Genomic DNA, 19903 nt, shown 5'->3' on the forward strand with positions numbered 1-19903 from the left:
GTACATGTCGTTGGCGAGTCTGGCGCAAACCCGGGATGTTATCGCTCGTGGTGTTATCGACGAGAAGACTATTAGTGGGAAGGAAATTATTGCTTGACCTGTGTCTGATATCCAGTCCTTATTAGTATCGAAACCAGAGAATGACAATCATGATTCGAGAACACAGATACACCACTAACCAGGACTTGACCTAAAGTGAACGTGTTGCGCAAAGGGATTTGCACGCTGTGCGATGCGTTCAGCTATACAGCTACTCGGCTACTTTTCGTTTTGCGTATTCTTCTCGCCAATTTTTTAACGAAGTCATGTCTTCCAAAAGGACGTCTAGTGTAGGTAGGCTGATCGGCGATTCTTCTGAATGTGAATGTACAAATCCGGAGTATTTGGTCATAAGCGAATCCAGGAAATTGCAATCCTCCTCTCGGACTTTAGCCAGCTCTTTAAGCTTTAAAGTGTAGACGGGTCGTTGGAATCTTTGCACCACCCCGCATATAAGATCATTCTCAATAGAACGCTCTAACAATATTCTGAAATCGCTGCATATCGACCTTACGCAAGAGTCCGCTCGATCAAATTCGTTGTTTTGGAAGGCTTCTTTAGCTTCTAGATAGCGCTCATTCATGAGCTTGTTTAAGGCCGTTTTGATGTCGTTTTGTGAAAGTGGAATAGGGGCAGGCTCGCCGGTTCCCCAGTCGACAGATCGAATGCTTATTACGTTTGGCTTCACCCCATTCTTCTTAGTGAAATGGTTCACGGTTCCCAGTAAGGATAAGCGGTGGGTAAAGACAATAATCTGTCTCTCCCGAGAAAGGCTAATCAATCGTTGAACCACAGCTTCTTCGTAGTCTTGATCAAGTGACGATATTGGATCATCGAAAACGAAGGGAGCTTTACTAGTCTTTCCGGTGGCATCTGCCAAGAATGCCGCGATGGAAACAATTCGACTTTCGCCCTCACTTAGGATATCGCGGAGATTAACCGACTCTTTCTGTAAAACGTCTCGGAGCTGAACTTTATGTAGGACACGTCCCTTGGAAGTTCCTCCTTGCGTGAGCTCCACTTTGAGATGAGACGCTCGGAGAGCTTTAAGCTCATCATTGAATCGTTGTACAAACGCATCTGTGATTAGAGCTTCTGCCAGCTCTTTTTTCTTCCGAGAGAGCCCTGCGGTGTGGGTCAATTTCTTGGCTTTTTCGAAGTCCCTCAGCAGCTTCAATCGGTTGATTTCTTCATCGATAGCGACACGGTTCTCGGATAACCACTTTCTAGCCCGTAGGCTATTTAGCTTTTTCTGAAGTTCCTCCCGATTATCATTTTTGGCGTCTTCGCTATATTGTTCAGCTAATTGACTCTTTTCATTTGAAAGCATCTCGGCTTGATTAAACCATTCAGGTGGAAGTAAGGGCTTCGGGGGCGTGCCGTCGGCGCCCCCATTTAGTAGCGAATCCTTTCTTGAGCGTAATTCTTCGAAGAAATTCATCACATTATCTCTGAATCGCTCCGTTGTAATACCGGTTGCGCCTACCCGCGCATTAAGCATCTCTGCTGTTGGTAATTCGCCGATACTCTGTACTGCCGCTTCGTATTCCTGGGTAGATTTTGTTACAGCTGCTTGCATCTCGCCCTTCACGAATGTCTCGAAAGAAACTAAGCGGTTTTTTGCCTGTTCTGTCAACATTTGATGGCATAGGACGCAACGTGAGTGTTCGGCAATATTCGGATAGCTTTCCTCTTTGTAGGCGGTTGTTGTGGAGTACTTGCGGGCCGCCTCCCATAATTCTTTCCAAACGTCAGACCCGATGCCTTCCAGCTCACTGCCGGAGAATGTCTCTGCGGCAGCTATATTCGCTGCTTTCTCTTTGGAAATCAAATTGACTTTTGCGGCAATAATTCTCCGGCAATTATCAGTCGACAATTGTTCCAGGTATGTCTGGGCATCTCGAACCAAACGGTCGATATGGACTTTCTCTTGTTCCAACCGCTTAGCTTGGTCAGCTGGGGATAATTCGGCAAGCCGTTGCTGTAGAGCCAGAATTTCGGCATCGTCATTGTCGCTAAAAGTACAATTATTGTCGATATCTCGGGTGGAAGTATCGACATTGATGGATTTATACCATAGACCTTCAGCTGTTTCGTTCTTTTCACTAGGGAAACTTGGCTTCCTTGATTGATGCCGACTAGCTTTGTCCTCGAGAGATGCTGCGACTTTTTCACATAACTGGATGAGTGAGGTGAGAAATGATAGAATTGGTGGCTCGTAGGTTACCTCGCCTCCTTTATCTACAAATATCTTGCCAAAGGAATTGTCGAAAATCTCAACGTTGCTAAGATCGTTGCAGACACCATCGTCCGACCATATATAGCTCTTCTGTATTCCGTTTTGCACAAATGAAATACAGGCTTTCTTATTGTGGCGGTCGCGTTTATATACATTATTATGTAAAATGCCCTTTTCACGTGCGCCGCATACGTGTTTAAGTAGTCTGATATACCCTGATTTACCGGATCCATTATGGCCATAAATAATCGTGAGATTGTTATCCTTATTGAATTCAGATTTGTTGCATTTACAGAATTCAAGTGGTTTCTTCGGGGCGAGAGCGTTTATGCCTTCGATATTACTTATCGAGCATAGTCGTAGGGAATCTCCTCCGATTGGGGAGAAAGAGGAAAGGGGGAAACTACAACTTGGCTTGGGTAACTTACCTTGGACTTCTTGCAGGCATTGTAGCGCAAGTTTTGAAATGTCTTCGTCTGTGAGTGTAGCTTGCTCAAGCAGAAGAGTAGCCGCATTTTGAAGCCACCAGTGCCGATTTGAAAACCATTCGGCCAGCCGCATAGTTGTATCGCTCATGCCCATTCCTTCGCCAGCTTTCGGTCGTGTTTAATTGTACCGAGACTGGCGGGCCAGTGGTCATGTTCATCCACTGATAGTAGGCAGGCTCGGTAACGTGTCCTAAACCGGGGATAACTTGCCGTCCGGTGCCATGCAAGAATTTCAAGGCACTGTAACTGATGCTTTTCATCTACGTTGAGGACTGTAGACTGACCGTACGTGAGATTCGATTTCTTCTTTCCATCCCGGTGCGCCCGATGTGTTATCGCGGCTCGACATAACGGATTGGATTAGCTCGAAAAATACTCGCGGAGATAGGGTCTTGTGCCGGCCTGCGTAATCGACGACTATACGTAGCTGTTTTAAAGTGAGAGGCGCAATATCTAGTCGAACTTTGTCATTATCGCTCAAATACCAGGTCCCAACACGGAAAGTTTCTGCGGCATTAGTATCAATGTTCCGAGCAATAAAAAGACCTAGAACATCTTTTCCGTCTGTGCGATGTGCGGCGAGCATGTCGGCGACGTGACGCCTTACTGGCTCTCCTTCAGCAGCCTCCTGGCGCGAACTTTCAGTAAGGGTAACCTCTATCACAATTACCTTGTCGTCGTATTCCGCAATTATATCTGCACCACCACCAGAAGCAGTGCCAATGGGTAAGAAATCTTGATCAATGTGGAATCGGCGAACAGAATTTGGGGGAATGACGAGATCGCCGAAAGCTAAAACTACCCTCCACAACGTCCACTCTAAGTATGCGGCTCGCTCCTCTTTCGGAATCTTCAGTTCGTAGTCTCCGAATTGGTAGGTAGTCTTATTCTCATCTAGCATTGCAAGGTAGGCCGATATTTCATCGATTTCTCGCGGCTGCTCCAAAGCGAATTCAAGTTCTTTATTCTGAAAAATTAGTGCGTCCAGATCGTAGCGCGCGGCACTCGCACCGGCTACTGTGCTTAAATCGTAGTTTGATTTGTCGAAAGCGAGGCGTCGGGCTTTCGCGACTTTAATAAGGTCTTCGAGTACGGACACAGCGCCACGAATATTGTCGGTTGGAAGCTCGGCACCGCTAAAAAGTCGTTGCATATACCGAACTGGCCCAGGGAGGGGATCATAGGAGTTATCACAGATCGCGTGCGCAATGGTCTTTTTTTCAGGGACCAGACTAATTCCACGTCCCTTAGCTTGGAACAGCCCTGTCATTTTAAGATACCTGAAAGATACGTCTTGATAGTCGTAGAATGTTCCGTAATTACTGTGTGATGCACCAAGAGTGCGTTGGCGTTCCAAAGCTGATTCCATAGTTTCTACATCGAATTTTCTCTTACTAACAGCCCTTTCTCGACGGGTTCGGAGCGCCATTATCTCGTCGCAGATGGCTTCGATATCGGAAGTATTGTGAGTGAAAATCACAAGAGAGGCCATTTCAAGACGCGAAATGTATGGCTCTATTCCGTTTTTCTTCAACTGCCTTAAAATACCTACAATATGTCGCAGTGGCGAGAATGGTTTGAATGCGTAATTATGCTCAAGGGGGCTAGGTAAGCTCAATGCTGAAATTGATCGCAAGAAGACCTCTTGCTGTGCTTGCAGTGACTGTGCCGATAATAAGCGTTGTCCATTTTCGGTGACGGTGTATGGCTTTCCAAGTTCGTTAAGGATTTGTTTTGTGTCAAGATCTCTAATCTCCTTTAACTTCGTGAAATCTGGGGTGATAAAGCCTAGTTTGCTGAGCCCTGAACGCCATTTTCTGGAAATGGAAGTGATATCTTTAGTGCGAGGATTCAGCGTAATAATACCGGCGTTATCGAGCGCTCTCGCAATTGCTTCTTCCTCTTCTTTACCCATGCGGCCTTCGAAACCGGCATCGACGAGGGCTTGTAAAGCATTTCTGAGCCGCAAAGGATTTCGCAAGGTTGTGTTGGCTAGGTGCCAAGGCCGTAAGCTGAAATCGATCTCATGATTCATTTTAATATCCGACAAAAAGGTATTCCTGGACTGAATTTCTATTGTTACCCACTCGAGCGTGTTGATTTCCGAAAGAGTATTTGTAGTTGATCGGAAGCACTTCCACGTTTCGCTTATGTTTGCTCATAATTTCGACCATCTCATCAAGGGTTGGCAGTGAGTTGGAGGAGTATGAAACGAGTAAAACTGAGTTCCGATGCTGATGGAATAAACGGTCAAAAGCGTCGTAGGCGCCTTTGCGAGATGCAAATGGAGTCGGATAGGACTTGAATTTCTTTGTTTGGGTGGATTCTTGAATTTCGACTCCCTTCCAGTCGCGCGCAAGTCCCTCAACAAAGTGGTAACGGCGCACGTACTCGTTGTCTGAGCGGAGGGAGTAGTACGGCGGGTCGATGTAGGTGAGAGAGTTCGGTACGGCACGCACAGTCATCGCGTCCCCTCTTCTCGAAAGCGATTGCTTGCCGTTATCGAAAATCGCATTATTTATTTCTTGGACAGCTCTGAGGAAATGTTCTTGAAAAGACATCTGTAAATCTTTTCTGCCATCATCGTAGCGCATTCCGACATAAGTGAAAATTCCGCGCGGGCGCTTTTTTAGACACGCTCGTATTAGTGCCGCCATTGCGATTGAGCGTTCGTATGGATTCTTGATCGTTTTAATGCCCGCCCTCATAGAATCGATGAAAGCGTTATCTTCGTCTGAGTAGTATAATTCGTGGAAAGTCTCGGAGACGAACCCATCAGTTTTAAAATCGGTCTCAACGAGGCGGCATGCTTTGTCTAAAGGTAGAATAACCCCCGAGTTCTCAATGAGTGCCTTAGCCGAATTTGCACTAAATGCCATGTAGTCGTTGGCGAGAACGCTCTTTCCTTTCGCTTTGAACATGTATGAAACCACTCCGGAACCGGAAAATAGATCTACGACGTTTTCGTAGTCAAACTGCTCGGCTACAGCCCAGATATCCGACAGTAATTTCTTTTTGGATCCCATGTATCGAGTTGATGGGAAGGCGAGTGTTTGTTTATCGAGGGGTTCACGGCAGGCTTCTAGATTCACTTTCCGTTTCGGAGGAATTGTTACAATGACGTCCTCTCCATACCTGCTGGAGGCTTTTGCACTAATCGACCGCTTAGTTTGAACTATGTCAATGTGGAAACCGTCGAATAGTTCGTGAACAAGCGGGTGGTTGGAATTTGTTAAAATTACGAAACATCCGAGTTCGTGTAGGCGCTTAATCTCCTGGGCTAGCTGGAGATGATCTTCCTCGTAAAACTGCTCTTTGGTGTAACGCTTAAAGTCGGAGTACTTACCTGTTGGTAAGTATGGAGGATCGAGGAAGACGAAATCGCCTGGCTCGGCGTTGGCCTGAAGTATATCTTCGTAGGTGCCTTGAATTATTTCAGCCCCCTGCAGTGCGGATGATACTTCGTAAAGGTTATGTTCATCAACGATCTTAGGGTTTTTGTACCGGCCGTAAGGTACATTGAACTGTCCAGAACGATTGACCCGGTATAGTCCATTAAAACATGTGCGATTGAGGAAAATTGTCCGTGCGGCCGCAACCGCCGGGGATAGTTCCTCCCAGTTTTGCGCGCGAACGGTGTAAAAGTAGCTCTCATCGTTATGGTGAATCTTTAAAGCGTCTATTACAGAGCCTACGTCATCCTTAACTGCGGTGTACAGGTTGATTAACTCCGGATTTATGTCTCCGATTATGGCTCTTTGAGGTCGTGAGGCGAAAAAGAGTGCTCCTCCACCAAAAAACGGTTCGATATACTTGCCGTAATCTTTCGGCATTCGTTCCAGCAGCTCCGGAAGCAGCTGAGTTTTTCCCCCAGCCCATTTGAGTAACGGGCGCGCCTGGCTGGAATGTTCAGGTATCGCTTCTAGAGGAATCAAATTATCAGCCACACTGACGATACTACCAAACGGTTGAGGGTGTGATCTCCCTCGAAGTAGCTATCGAGAAGTGCGTGGAATGGGTACTGTTTCGACTGACGGTATTTGGAGCGGTGTCTTCTATATGAAGAGGGTCCTGTGGATCGTTTGATCAGGGATTTTTACTCTTGAGGATGCCGCTGGGCTAGGTAGGTGCTGAAGAAGACCGCGAAGGCGAGGATCCAGAGCCAGGCCAGGGCAGAGTACCAGTTGAGGCCGCCGAAGAGCTTGATGCGGGGTAGCTCGGTTGCGATGATGAAAGAGATGCCGAAGAAAGCGCCGTAGACGGCATCCAAGGCATAGCCCCACGGACTCCGCACGCCACGCGCTCGGCGCAGCACCGCCGCAGCCTTGGTGAGAAGCACGCTCGCCGCGAGGTAAACGAGGGTGGAAGTCCAGAACATCCACATCTCCACTTTCGGACCTCCGGTGGCCCAGAACAGGAGCATCGCTGCAGCCAACCCGGCAACGACCACGATGAGCAAAGTAGCGCCCTTGCGGTAGCGGTACGCCCTCTCGGTGGATTTCTCACGGTTCTTGGGTGCGTGTGTGGAATCTGCCGATGCGTGTGTGGAGCTAGCGGGTGCGTTCGCGGAACCTGCGGATGAGTGCGTGGTGTCTGTGGGCTGCTCCTTAGGTTCTTGTGTGGCATGCTCGTTCATAGGATAATTATTGCCGATATTCAACGTCGAAGGGAACGGTCTATGGCGGACGCACCGCAGCATCGGCAGCTGGTTAGGAAAGTCCCCATCGGCAAGATTGTTAGCTTTCTGATCATCCTCCTCGTCGGTTTCGGATTTGCCCTCGCGGTGGTTTTCCTTGCTGGCCGGCATTCCTTCCCGCTATGGAGCTTCGTCGTCGTACTTATTCTTTTTAGCATCGCCAGTTTCTACATGACGCGCGCGGTGGGGCGAACGCCGCGGCGCTTCGGGTACCTCCTCGACGCCGGCTACGGAATCATTGCCGGGCTATCCTTCCTGGTGTTTCAGTACGCGTACGAATCGATTCGGTGGCCGTCGTTCCTGCTGGTGGTGTGGATGCTAGTGACCTCGATGGGATGCAGCGCGTATATCGACAAACGGCACCCGGTGCCACAGGTTGGTGCAGAAGCTTAGCGCGCGTTGCGAGCGGCGGTAAGCGCCGCAAGGCGTGCCTGAAGTTGCGTGACGTAGTCCAGGTTGGCCGCGGGAACGGTACCCACGTACTCGTGGGCCCACCGATAAAACTGGTTGGCGCCGCGCAAAACACCGTGTAGGAAAGATAGTGGCTCGGCGGGGTAGCGCTGGCCGCGGAGCTCGAAAATGAGTAGCTGCCCGCTGCGGGTGAGTGAAAAGCCCGCGGTTTCCTCGCTGAAATCGCCGCGCCCGGTGCCGGTATCGAGATAGCCTTCTACCGCGTCCAGCATGCTCTGCCAGAACAGCGCGAGATGCGTCCAGGCTTCGCGCGGCATGATTTGCTGGCCGTTGAGTTCCAGGGAAATCCAGCCTTCGCCGGCGAACTTGCCGGTGCGCTGCTGGTGGTGCCAGCAGCGGGCGGCTTCACGTGGCTCGCTCGCGATGGATACCAGGTGGGTGGCTGGGTGGGCGGTTAGCTCGCCCGGATCCACGATGGTGGTTTCGCGCAGCACGAAAGTTTCGACGATGAGCTGGCTTGGGACTGGCCACTTTGTTTCGGTCACGCGCCCTCGCTGAACCTTGGTATATGAAGCCCGGCCCTGACCCATTCGCGAGGCGGATGGGCGGGCCGGTTCTGGTGAATAAACTCTAGCAATGCCACGGCAAAGGCTCAAGGTCTACTTCGCCCGCAGCGCGTAATAGACCGGCTCCGAATCAGGGGTGGAGAAATCGGTGCCGAAGAAGCCATAGCCGGGCACAACGTCCGTAAGGGTGGCCGGGATGGACCACACCGGGGCATCGCCCTGATTCCAATCGAAAGCGAAAGTGCCGTCGCGGGAGCCGGCCTGGTAACCAGCCAACACCGAGCCGTTTCCTAGCGGCAGGAAATCCCAACTAACGCTTGAAAGGGGGAGCTTCCGCATCTGCCCGTTCGCCACGATCCTGGCATTAGGGGCCGATGAACTCACCAGATAGGCCATGCCACCGGGCGTGCAGGAAGAGATCCCCACGTAGTAGTTTCCTGTAGAGCTGCGGGGCGCGTCTGCTAATAGCGTTTCTAGATTTGTGCGTAGCTGCGCTGTGCTCGCTTGCGGCGATAAACATGAGGGCGCCTTGGCGCGCACGTAGCCCTGGAAAGCGGTACCTCGTGAGAATTTACCCTCATTCGTAATGGAGATATTGAATTCGGGGAGGAACCATCCATCGGTTGTAGTGACCATGGTTGCAGTGCCAACATCCGCACCCTCGATAACGAGAGCGCCGCGCTCCTGTCCTGTTGAGCTAAGAACCGTGAGATATGTGGACTTATCCCGTGTTTCAAGGAGGAGTACCTCCCCGCTCGGCGCTACGTGATAATTACCGAAAGCAGCGGGACGAGTTATTTCATGCAGCACCGTGCCATCCGTGGGGGAGAGCCAGGAAAAATGTTCCTCGCGGCCCTCGGCCTCGGAAAGCAGCACCCCGGGCGCGAAGCCTTGCGCATCCTCTCCGCTTTCCCAGATCACAGCGCCATCCGCGGCTGCGCGCAGAGTGGCGGGTACGTCCGAAATATACGAGCTGGCGTAAGAATTACCCCAGGAATTCGGCTTGCACCACATATTCGCGGTGTCACCAGCGGGCGCGCAGCTGAGTTCCCCGGGCAGGGAGTAGCGCAGCTGCCCGGTTTCCGTGTCATAAAAGCTCGTGGAATCCGCTTTGGCGTTGTAGCCGCCGAAAACGTGCCCGGCCGGGATAACGAAAGGCTGATCCGGGAAGGCGGGAACACGTGCGTCAGTCTGCACCGCCCGCGCCTCGGCAAGATTTTGCGGAACGGGGGCGTAAGTGGCCAGCGGCTGCGCGCCAGCCTCGGGAGCCGCGGCAGCCCCAGCGCCCCCGGCATCGTCGGAATCTTCAGCACTCTGCGCGCTCCCCACCTCGGCCGGCGGGTCACTCACCTCATCTTCCATATCGGCAAGGAAAAACCCGGCCGGGAAACACACAAAAACAATGAAAATCCACCAGAAGAGGCCGCGATCCTTCTTTTTCTTCGGCTCCTCGGGTGGTGGCGCGGTATTGACCCGCGTTGCGCCGTAGCTCGCGGTCGCGCCGCCGGCCTGCTGCGCACTCGCGCTCGCGGGATAGGGGAGTGGCGGGACGGTTGGCAGCAATTGCGCCGAGCTTGCGTAAGCCTGGCGCATCGCCCGCTCATCGCGCGGATGCGGTTTCGTGCGGGAGCCTTGGAGAGTGCGCGCGCCCTCCTTCGCCCGCGCCACTACCGGCCGTCGTTCACCCTCCGGCTCCCCGAAGGCCGAGCCGGCACCGGCGCGCGACGGACTTTCCGAAAACGCCGAGCGGTGCGTGCGGGTTTGCCATTCCGCCAGGTCCTGGGCGCGTTTACGTTGGCGGCGGCGTTTGAACCAGCCGCGTGCGCCGTCGTCGTCACTAAAAGCTGAACCACGCATGGACTCACGCCCCTAAGAGATCCGCGGCACCCGCGAGCACCGTCCCCACGTCCCCCTCCACGCGCAGATCGGCGTAACGATCCGCGGTGGTGGGGCCGATATTGACAATCGCGCACGCCGCACCGTGCTGGAGCGCCTCGCCGAGCACCCACGAACCGGTCAGCACCGCGAGCGAGGTACCGACCACCACCGCAAGATCCGCCTCGCGCGCCCACGCGAAGGACTGCTCCATCGCCGCCCGCGGCAGCGCCTCGCCGAAAAATACCACCGCGGGTTTGAGCAAGCCGCCGCAACGCGGGCACGGTGCCACCCGGAACGTGGAGGCCTCCGCACCGGCGCGGTCCGCGGAAGCTAAAATCGCGACGTGCGCGGGATCGGGATCCTCCGGCCACCCCGGGTTGAGCCGGTCCAGCTGCGCCGCAATCTCCGCGCGCGGGAACTCCGCCCCGCACTCCACGCATACGACCCGCAAAAAATTCCCGTGCAGTTCCGCGAGCCTGGTAGAACCGGCCTTCTGGTGGAGATTATCGACATTTTGAGTAGCGACGCCGTTAATGAGGCCCGCTTTTTCGAAACGCGCCAGTGCCGTGTGGGCATTATTGGCGACGACGCCGCTCAGCGCGCGCCACGTTTCCTGATTACGTTGCCACACCCAGCGCTGCCATACCGGATCCGAAACGAAAGCATCGTAATCAATGGAGGGGACATCGGAGGAACCGGTGCCGCGGTAATCGGGAATGCCCGAAGCTGTGGAGACGCCCGCACCCGCGATAACTACGGTGGTGCGCCCCTCCATGAGCTCGGCTAGTTCGCGAGCGGCCTCGGTGGTGTCGCTGGTGATCATGGTGACTCCCTCGTGCTGGCTTCCTCGCTCATCGTAACCCGAATGCCCGGCGGGGTGAATCTTTCGCCTCAGGGCAAAGGTCCGGGCATGGCGGGGCCAAACGTGGGATAATAAAACCTGTTTGAGGAACCCTCAAAGAGTGCCGGTCGCGGCACTCGCACGGAGCCTTCGCCACATCGCGGTGGTTCGCGTGCTCACACAGAAAACCTCTCGGACAGATGGTTCGAGGAACGCCGAATAAAGGAGATCTCAGTGGCTGTTGCAACCCGCGAACAGTACGACGAAATGCTCAACCGCGCCAAGGCGAATAAGTTCGCCTACCCGGCCATCAATGTCACCTCGTCCCAGACGGCCACCGCTGCCCTGCGCGGTTTCGCGGAAGCCGAATCGGACGGCATCATCCAGGTGTCCGTGGGCGGCGCCGAATACCTCTCCGGCTCCACCGTTAAGGATCGCGTGGCCGGTTCCATCGCCCTGGTGGAGTACGTGCGCGCCGTCGCCAAGAACTACGATGTGACCATCGCCCTGCATACGGATCACTGCGCCAAGCAGAACATCGATTCCTGGATCCGCCCGCTCATGGAGCTCGAAGCTGAGCAGCACAAGGCAGGCAAGCAGACCTACTTCAACTCCCATATGTGGGACGGCTCGGCCGTGCCGCTGGAGGAGAACCTGGAAATCGCCAAGGAACTGCTGGCGCTCTCCCAGAAGGCCAATACCATTCTCGAAATTGAGATCGGTGTTGTGGGCGGCGAAGAAGACGGCGTCGTCGGCGAAATCAACGAAAAGCTCTACACCACTGCTGAGGACGGCCTCAAGACCGTTGAAGCGCTGGGCCTGGGCGAAAATGGCCGCTACATCACCGCGCTGACCTTCGGTAACGTGCACGGCGTGTACAAGCCCGGCCACGTCAAGCTGCGTCCCGAAATCCTCGGTGAGATCCAGAAGGAAGTCGGTGCCAAGGTCGGCAAGGAATCGCCCTTCGATCTGGTTATGCACGGTGGCTCCGGCTCCACCGCCGAAGAAATCCGCACCGCGGTGGAAAACGGCGTCATCAAGATGAACGTGGACACGGACACCCAGTACGCCTACACCCGTCCGGTGGCCGACTGGATGCTGACCAACTACTCCGGCGTCCTCAAGATTGACGGCGAAGTGGGTAACAAGAAGCAGTACGACCCGCGCTCGTGGGGCAAGGCCGCCGAAGCCGGCATGGCCGCTCGCGTTGTCGAAGCGTGCGAGCGCCTCGGCTCCACCGGTACCCGCATGAAGTAAGGGTGGCGCTTTCGGGCCGTTCGTGAGGCAGGCGTGCTCGTGTGCCGTTCGCGGTTCGGCACGTTCTGCGTAACAAGGGGCTGGTAGCTTATCTAGGCTACCAGCCCCTTGTGCTGCACTTCGTGCGTCTTTTCCGATGTTTTCTTTGTTCGCTTTGCCCTCTTTCGCGTTGGAAAGCTTCAATTTGCGGGGCTGATGGCGATGCGGGTTGCCCGTCATCATGTCGGATCGCAAAGTGGTACTGGAGCTACAGCCAACCCCCGATTTTCTGTTGTGCAGTACCACTTTGCGCGTTCCGCCGTTGTCGAGTACCACTTTGCTGGGCCGTAATAGGTGGATAGTGGTTAGTCCCGGTGGCCCTCGAAACAAAGTGCGCGGGAGAGCACTGTTTCAGAGCGAATTCATGTTCCTTACGCGCACTTGACGGGCACCACGGTTCGAAATGCGCACTTCGCGGGGGTCAATGTCCAGAATGCGCACTTTGCCGAGCCGAGTCGCTGTGCCGGCCCGCCGCGCAGGCGGGAGGCGGTGTGTTTTTCCGAGATGTACTTCGCATGTACGACATATGCACTACAGCTTTGACAACACATGCCGCCTACTCCGGGACGCGTGTGACTACTTAGGCTCGTGAGACTCGTGTGACGTGTGGGATTCCCGCCGCGCCACCACACCGCCACCACACCGCCGCCGTTCCCCGACATCGACGCCGCCCGCCGTCGCGGCATCACGCCGCCACACCGTCACCACCAGCACCAATGGCCACACTTTGAGACAGTTACCTCGGAAGATAAGATTTACCACATAGTTATTTAAGTCGTGCATGAACACCTTCCAAATGGTTTACAATCACGGGGCGCCAGGAGTGCCTCGAGAAATCAAGGTGTTTCCGCAACTGGGCCACGTGTTTGGGGCGTCTCACCGCGCCACCGGGGCGTGGAATCCGGTACGAACGGGTAACTAATAAGGGATCAAATAATGCAAAAGTTGAGAACGGGAGCGGCGCGTTCGCGAGTCGCGGTGCACCGGTTGATCACGGGTGCGGTGGCGGCACTTATTGCTGCCGTCGTCGCGGTGGGTGGAGCGATTCCGCTGACCGCGCCGGCCATGGCCGCGAACGTGCGTGTGGTGGCAGATGATGCCAATTCTGCGAGCGGAACGAACGAATCCGGAACCAACGCGAATGGTGAAAACGTCAACGCGGCCGGCGAGACCGCAGATCGGGCCGTGGATGCGGCCTCTTCTGCGCGCTTGGAAATCGCGGTGGCCGAACCGGCAGAGCAAAAAGCCGCCGGGGTCCAAGCCCGAGCTCTGGCCAGCTATGACGTGCAATGGTCCTGCGCCGGCGTGCAAGGCCAGTGCGAGAACACCGCTCTCAGTGTCACCATCCCCGGCCTGGTTGATTACGTTTCCGATACCGATAAACTCCCACTCCTCCACGTGAGCGCTACCAATTCTTCCCATGACCAGGCCGCGCTCCCGGTGCGCGAGGGTGATACCTACACCTGGAATCTGGGCACCGTACCGGTGGGAACCACCGGTGGCATGCGCGTGCAGGTACGCCCGGAGAACCTGCGCTGGCCCGAAGGTGAAGCAATCCGCCCGAAGGCGGCCGGGGAAACCAACGGCCAGGTGGCCGATCCGGTAGTACTCACCACGCCGGTGCATGCCAAGCCCAGCATCGCGGTGCGTAAATTCGCACCCGAATCCCATCCGGCTATCGGCGGTCAGTACACCTATACCATCACCGCTGGTTACGAAGGTGCCTTCAATACCAACGAAAATAAATTTAAGGACCCGGGCACCGGTGTTCCCGGCCTCATGGGCCTGACCGAAATGCGTCTGGTTGACACCCTGCCTGAGGGTGCGGAATTTGTGCGTGCCACCGATGGCGGCACCTACGATCCGGCCACCCGCACCGTCACCTGGGTAGTTCCCGGCTCGCCCATCGTGCGCGCCGTCGCCGATTACCGCGTGACAGTTGTTTTCCCCACCGGTGCTTTCACCGAGGGCGTCAGCGCCACCAACAATGTGGAAGCCACCGGCACCCCGCTCGATCCCAAGCTCGCGCCCGTCACCGCCACCGATTCCGTGACCCGCCAGCTGCAAAACCTGCGTGCCGAAGGTAATTTCCGCAAAACAGCCAATAAGGCCGTAACCCAGCGCGGCGGGGAAGCCGTGTGGAATATCTCGTGGTCGAATACCGGGAATGTTCCGCTGCGCATGCACGTGGCTGATAACCTGCCCTGCCGCTACATTTCCCCGGAGAATCCCGGCGCCTGCGCCACCCCGGCCCTGCGTAATATCACGGCCGCCCTGGTGCGCCCGCTCCTCAAGAAGGTTCCCGCCAAGGTCACCTACACCACCACGGGTGGGAAGGAGCTCAGCGTCGACGTCGACCCCACCACCACCCGCGATTTCCCGCTCACCGTTCCGGCGGGAGAGGAGATCACCTCCATCGCCCTGGATGCGGACGTGATGAACAGTGAACGTGGCGATATCACGCTGGAAATCCGCGGCACCGTGGTCGATGACTTCCCGGCCGATGTGCATAACGGCACCACCGCACCCGATGGCGCCACCTACAGCTACGCCCCGAACTACGAGGTCCCCACGCTGGAAAATCGCGCCGTCGTCACCGCGCAATCCCTTGACTTTGCTGGCAACCCCACCCCGGAACTGCCCGCGAAAATCACCACGCGGGAAGCTGCGGCGCAGGTCGCGATTGTGGACGGCTACCCCACCTACGGGGTGTCGAAAACCTCGCACCTGGGCGGCCAGATGGTGGGCAACCTCGACACCAAACCCGGTGAGCTCTTCCAAACCGGCCAGACCTACACCTTCGGCCTGGGCTTCTACACCGGCAAGGGCGCCAAGCTCTACCCGGTGATTATGGATCTGCTTGCCCCGGGCATGGAATACGATCCCAAGCAGCAGATCACCACTTCCGCGAACTGGCCGGCCTCCCTCCCGCTCGACAAAATGCGGGTGGAAACCGAGATGAAAAAGGTGGACGGCAAGCAACGCCAGCTGGTGCGTTTCACCTGGCCGGACGACGGTACGGGCGATTATTTTGCCCCGCCCAGCACCGGGGATCAAAGCCGCTCCAACTCCTCGGAAATGGTGCTTTACTTCGGCGCGAAAATCACCGCGGCCACCGAGCCCGGCGAAAACACCAACGACATGATCCTCGCGGATGCCAAGCGCCCCAACCTCGGCACCGCCGTCGCCCCGAACCAGTGCATCCGCAACTGGTGGGCGCGCACCGATAGCCGCAAACTCACCGATAACCTCGACGGCCTCAACCGCCCCGAAGCGAGCGGCTGCACCACCTCCACGAAGTTCAACGTGGCGGGCTTGCCGGCGCTCGCGGGCAAGAATTACGTGAAGGGCGACGTCGATACCGAGTTCCAGGCCAACCCGAATTACGGGACGGTTTCGCCGGCCTCCAATGCTGAATTCAAGCTGGACCTCCTTAATAACGGTAATGCCGGGGCTTCTGGTGTGGTGGTGTACGATGTGCTGCCCTACCCGGGTGATCACGGTGTGAGCGGGGCCAATACCCCCGAGAATAAACGCGAATCCACCTGGCGCCCGCGCCTGAACGGACCGCTGACCTTCGGGGAGGGCACCCCGCAGCCCAGCTCGGTGCTCTACTCCACCTCCGTGAATCCGTGCCGCGGTGAGGTCATCACCCTGGGCGGTGAGCCTAAATCCGGCCCGGAGAATTGCGAATCGGGCACGTGGAAGACCGCCGAACAGCTGGGCGGGGACTTCTCCCAGGTGCGGGCATTCCGGGTGGAATTCCCGGATGATGCCAAACTCACTCGCGCGGATACCTGGACGATCAACGCCAATGTGACGGCTCCTGCGGCCGCGCGCGGTATCGCCTGGAATAGCTACGCGGTCACCGGTAAGAATGCTGAAACTGGCGCGCCGATCATCACGACCGAGCCGGCGAAGGTCGGGCTGACCATGCCCTTCGACCTTGACCTCACCAAGGAAAATATTCACGCGAAATCCGCTGATCTCAGCGTGCTCAGCGAGAAGACCGCCGCTGATCCCGCGCACGCCGGCCTGGCCGAGGGCGTGGCGCTCGCTGACTTGGAGAAAAACAACGAAACTGATCGTTGGGCCACCGGCTCCGTGGTGGAGTATGTGGTGCGTGCCAAGAACGCCGGACCAGGCTTTGCCACCGGCGTGGAAATCACCGATATGCTCCCCACGGGGGTCACGTACGTGGGCTACTGGAGCACGAATGGCGGGTACGATGCCGCCACCGGAACCTGGCGCATCAATGACACGGTGACCGAGGTGGTCGATCCTCACACCGGCGATCCGGTGGAGGGTGTGGACCCGAATGCCACCGATGATGCCTACCTGCGCTTCACTCACGAACGCGGGATCGCCCCGGGCAGCGAAGAGGTGCTGCACCTGTACGCGGTGGTTGATGAAACCGCGCGCGCCCAGCAGGTCTGCAACGAGGCGCTCACCCCGGCCAAGGAACGCCTCGATTCGAAGGGCCAGAAGTTCGCGGGTAAACAGGCGAATGCTTGCCTGACCGTGGGCGTGGACCTGGGTGATCGCATCTGGGAGGACGTCAATAACAATGGCGCGGACGATCCGGGTGAGCCGGGCCTGGCGGGTGTCACCGTGAAGGTATTCCGCCCCGGCGATACGAAACCATTTATTACGACGACGACGGACGCCAGCGGTAAGTACCTTGTGCGCGGCCTGGAACCTGGCACGTACTCGGTTGTGGTCGACCGCGCTACCCTCCCGAAGCGTGAGGGAACCTGGGAAACTACCCATGTCCGGGAAGGCTCGGGCGATAAGGCGAAGGCCAGCTCCGGGAACATCACCCTGAGCACCGCCAATGTGCTGGATGCCGATTTCGGCTTCCACTACGTGGCGCCGGTCCCGCCCGTGCCGCCGCAGCCCCCGGTCCCGCCGGAGCCGCCGGTCCCGCCGGCACCCGAGCCGACAACTCCGGAACCGACCACGCCGGCCCCGCAACCCACGACCACGGCGCCCGCACCGCAGCCAACCTCGGATCGCGTGCAGCCGGAACCTTCGCCTAGCGCGACACCGACGGCACCCGCGCCGCAACCCGAGCCGAGCGCTCCGGAACCGACCGCGACGGCAACTGTGCCGGCACCCGAGCCGAGCTCTCCGGAACCGACGACGCCGGAACCGAGCACGCCGGTGCCGAGCACCGCGGTTCCCACGGCGAGTGCCACGGTGCCCGCGCCGCAGCCCAGCGCAAGCACGGACGGGCCGGCGGCGTCGTCGACCCCGAGTGCGACCCCGGCGCTGAGCCCGAGTGACACGTCGAGCGAGACTCCGGCCTCGCCCGCGAATGCTGGCTCCGGCCCGCGCCTGCCGCGCACCGGCGCTGGCGTGCTGGGTGCCGCGGGAGCGGTCCTCGCGCTGCTGGCCGGTGGGGTGCTGGTACTGCGTCGTCGTGGAGAATAATCCACCGCGGTAAATCCGCAACCGTGTAGCGATAGGGCGGGAGCCCGAGCGTGAAAGCGCCCGGTCTCCCGCCTTTCGCGTGTGCGCTGGGCCTAGGCGCGGCGTGTGGCGCAGGGCCCCGCCATCACGCTTCGCGCGCCCGTGTCAGGCATACCTTCCCCAGGTTTGTGTTTCCGCTCACAAGTAATAGAATAGTCAGTGGTCCAGGCCACGGCCTCGCGCCGGTGGCCGCTCCCACGTAAATGAACAAGTAAGAAAGAAGCCCGCACATGACGCAATCACCAGTCACTCCCGCGTATCCGGAGCCTGCCGCCCGCGATCCGCACGAGGGCAAGCGTGCGGGCCTTGCCTATTTCAACGATGCCCAGCAGGCTTTCAGTGCCGGCAATCTCAAGCAAGCCGCGGAGCTCTACCGGAAGGCAGCGGATACTTTCGAGCGGGATCCGGAGCTCTATCTTGAGCGCGCTGTCGCCAACGGCCAGCTCGGGATTTCACTCAAGGCCATCGGGGAGATGGATGAGGCCGCGGACCGGCTCGGCCGCGCGATCGCGCTCTTCCAACAGTTCCCGGAAAACGGCGACGCCGCGGTCAGCATGGGCAATTGCTTCTGGCATATCGGGGAGATCAACGAGGAAGCCGGCGATTTTGACGCTGCCCGCATCTCCTACAACCAGGCGTATTCGGCCTACCGCACCGCGCCGAATACCCAGGAGCTCCAGATCGAAGTCCTCCAAAAACTGCGGTCTATCTAGGCCGGCTCATCGATCTCAACGATGTCTATGCACGCCACCGTTACCGAGCTGCTGCGCGCCGGGCTCGCCGCACTTGAGCGCCACAATGAAGATGAAGCCCGCGCCCGTTTCGTGGAGGCGCGGGAAAGCGAGCGGCGCGCCGCGGGTGCTCGGGGCGCTGGCGGCGGACTTCCCGGCAGTTCCGCGCCTGAGCTTTTTGCGCAGGTGAGTGACCCGGATGCCCTGTATTTCGCGGCGCTTGCCACCGGGCAGCTGGGGGAGAATCCGCTCGATCTCGCGCGCCGCGCCGTGGAGGCGTATCGGGTGGCGCCGGCGTCCTTGCGGGCCGCGCGCGCCTGGGAAACGTACGGATATTTTTTGCACGACGGCGCGAACGACGCCGCAGCCGCTCAGGCTATGCGGGAGGCGGCCGGCGTGTACGCAGCCTTGGGCGGGCATGAGGCCCAGCAGGCCAATGCGCTGTATAACGCCGGGATCTCCTACGCGGAAGCCGGCGATCTAGCCGCTGCTATCGCGGCTTTGGAAGCGGCGCTGCTACCCGCGGGGGCACTGCCGGAGGTGGACCTGGGACGGGTGGCTATTCGGGCTACCCTCGCCGCGGCGCGCTTGGACGCCGGGCAATTCGCGGCCGCCGCGCGCGATTACCGGGTGGCAGAGGCGGCTTTCGCGGGGCTCCCCGGCCAGGAATTTAATGCGATTGATTGTGCTTTCGGGCGGGCTCGCGCGGTGCTCGGAAGCGGGGACTATCCGGCCGCGGCGGCGCAGTTTGCGGAAGTCGCGGCACGCGCCACGGTGCTCGCCGGCGGGGAGCCGGCTGGCGTGGAATCAGCCGGCACCGCATCGGCTGCCGAGCGTGCCGATGCTGCGGGTGTGCCCGAGCCCAACGCCACCGCCACCGAAGCCGAGCGGGCCGCCTGGGAAGTGGCCGCCATGTCCTGGCATCACGTTGCGGTGGCCCATGCCAAAAACGGCGCGCCCGCGCAGGGCGTGCCCGCTATGCGCACAGCCGCCGCGATCTACGCGGGGTTGGGCGAGGAGCTGTCCGCCGCACACTGCCGCGGGCTGCTCGGCGATTTGCACGCTGAAGCTCGGGATATGACCGCGGCGCGCACAGCCTGGCAGGCTGCCATTGTGGCGCTGGAAGCCGCTGCGGCACAGGCCGCGGCAGGCGGCGGGGAATTACCGGCCGGCCCGGCGCGGGACCTGGAGGAATTCCGCCGCAAACTCAGCGCTGCCGGGGGAGCGCTCGCCTAGCTGCCTGCGG

At 57.9% G+C, this 19903-nt stretch carries 12 protein-coding genes; 5 read left to right on the top strand and 7 right to left on the bottom strand.

What is annotated here, in order from left to right; all coding sequences use genetic code 11:
* Positions 1 to 250 precede the first annotated feature (250 nt).
* The 4 genes from HMPREF9237_RS02600 to HMPREF9237_RS08825 all read right to left on the bottom strand — a co-directional run bounded on the left by HMPREF9237_RS02600 (position 251) and on the right by HMPREF9237_RS08825 (position 7402).
* Complete coding sequence (locus HMPREF9237_RS02600) at positions 251 to 2854, bottom strand: AAA family ATPase (protein WP_016442170.1); 2604 nt, start codon at positions 2852 to 2854, stop codon at positions 251 to 253.
* Positions 2855 to 3022: 168 nt separating this feature from the next.
* Complete coding sequence (locus tag HMPREF9237_RS02605; protein WP_016442171.1) at positions 3023 to 4801, bottom strand: AlwI family type II restriction endonuclease; 1779 nt, start codon at positions 4799 to 4801, stop codon at positions 3023 to 3025.
* A gap of 1 nt (position 4802) precedes the next feature.
* The gene (locus HMPREF9237_RS02610; RefSeq protein WP_196800225.1) at positions 4803 to 6713 is read right to left on the bottom strand and encodes a Dam family site-specific DNA-(adenine-N6)-methyltransferase; all 1911 of its coding nucleotides are present in this window, start codon (positions 6711 to 6713) and stop codon (positions 4803 to 4805) included.
* Between the two features lie 149 nt (positions 6714 to 6862).
* Positions 6863 to 7402 (bottom strand): hypothetical protein, encoded by a 540-nt coding sequence (locus HMPREF9237_RS08825; RefSeq protein ID WP_016442173.1) that lies wholly within the window; start codon positions 7400 to 7402, stop codon positions 6863 to 6865.
* Positions 7403 to 7444: 42 nt separating this feature from the next.
* Between HMPREF9237_RS08825 and HMPREF9237_RS02620 the strand changes: the two genes are divergently transcribed.
* Positions 7445 to 7855 (top strand): hypothetical protein, encoded by a 411-nt coding sequence (locus HMPREF9237_RS02620; RefSeq protein ID WP_016442174.1) that lies wholly within the window; start codon positions 7445 to 7447, stop codon positions 7853 to 7855.
* On the opposite strand, the gene HMPREF9237_RS02625 is transcribed toward HMPREF9237_RS02620, so the two are convergent.
* The 3 genes from HMPREF9237_RS02625 to HMPREF9237_RS02635 form a co-directional block, all read right to left on the bottom strand.
* The gene (locus HMPREF9237_RS02625; RefSeq protein ID WP_155875790.1) at positions 7852 to 8418 is read right to left on the bottom strand and encodes a hypothetical protein; all 567 of its coding nucleotides are present in this window, start codon (positions 8416 to 8418) and stop codon (positions 7852 to 7854) included. The genes HMPREF9237_RS02620 and HMPREF9237_RS02625 overlap by 4 nt on opposite strands.
* Positions 8419 to 8532: 114 nt before the next feature.
* Positions 8533 to 10296, bottom strand: a complete 1764-nt coding sequence (locus HMPREF9237_RS02630) for a hypothetical protein (protein ID WP_016442176.1) — start codon at positions 10294 to 10296, stop codon at positions 8533 to 8535.
* A gap of 4 nt (positions 10297 to 10300) precedes the next feature.
* Positions 10301 to 11140, bottom strand: coding sequence for a Sir2 family NAD-dependent protein deacetylase (locus tag HMPREF9237_RS02635; RefSeq protein ID WP_016442177.1), 840 nt, complete (start codon positions 11138 to 11140; stop codon positions 10301 to 10303).
* 246 nt (positions 11141 to 11386) lie between these two features.
* Here HMPREF9237_RS02635 and fbaA point away from each other — a divergent pair, with 246 nt between their 5' ends.
* From fbaA to HMPREF9237_RS02655, 4 genes are all read left to right on the top strand, one after another.
* On the top strand, positions 11387 to 12415 hold the full coding sequence (gene fbaA, locus HMPREF9237_RS02640; protein ID WP_269208114.1) for a class II fructose-bisphosphate aldolase: 1029 nt from the start codon (positions 11387 to 11389) through the stop codon (positions 12413 to 12415).
* Positions 12416 to 13390: 975 nt separating this feature from the next.
* Complete coding sequence (locus tag HMPREF9237_RS09795; protein ID WP_016442181.1) at positions 13391 to 17887, top strand: SdrD B-like domain-containing protein; 4497 nt, start codon at positions 13391 to 13393, stop codon at positions 17885 to 17887.
* A gap of 269 nt (positions 17888 to 18156) precedes the next feature.
* Positions 18157 to 18639 (top strand): tetratricopeptide repeat protein, encoded by a 483-nt coding sequence (locus tag HMPREF9237_RS02650; protein WP_016442182.1) that lies wholly within the window; start codon positions 18157 to 18159, stop codon positions 18637 to 18639.
* 21 nt (positions 18640 to 18660) lie between these two features.
* Entirely contained in the window at positions 18661 to 19893 is a 1233-nt protein-coding gene (locus tag HMPREF9237_RS02655; RefSeq protein WP_155875792.1) for a hypothetical protein, read from the top strand.
* Positions 19894 to 19903 lie beyond the last annotated feature (10 nt).

It is taken from the genome of Actinotignum schaalii FB123-CNA-2 (assembly GCF_000411135.1).
GTDB classification, from domain to species: Bacteria; Actinomycetota; Actinomycetes; order Actinomycetales; family Actinomycetaceae; genus Actinotignum; species Actinotignum schaalii_A.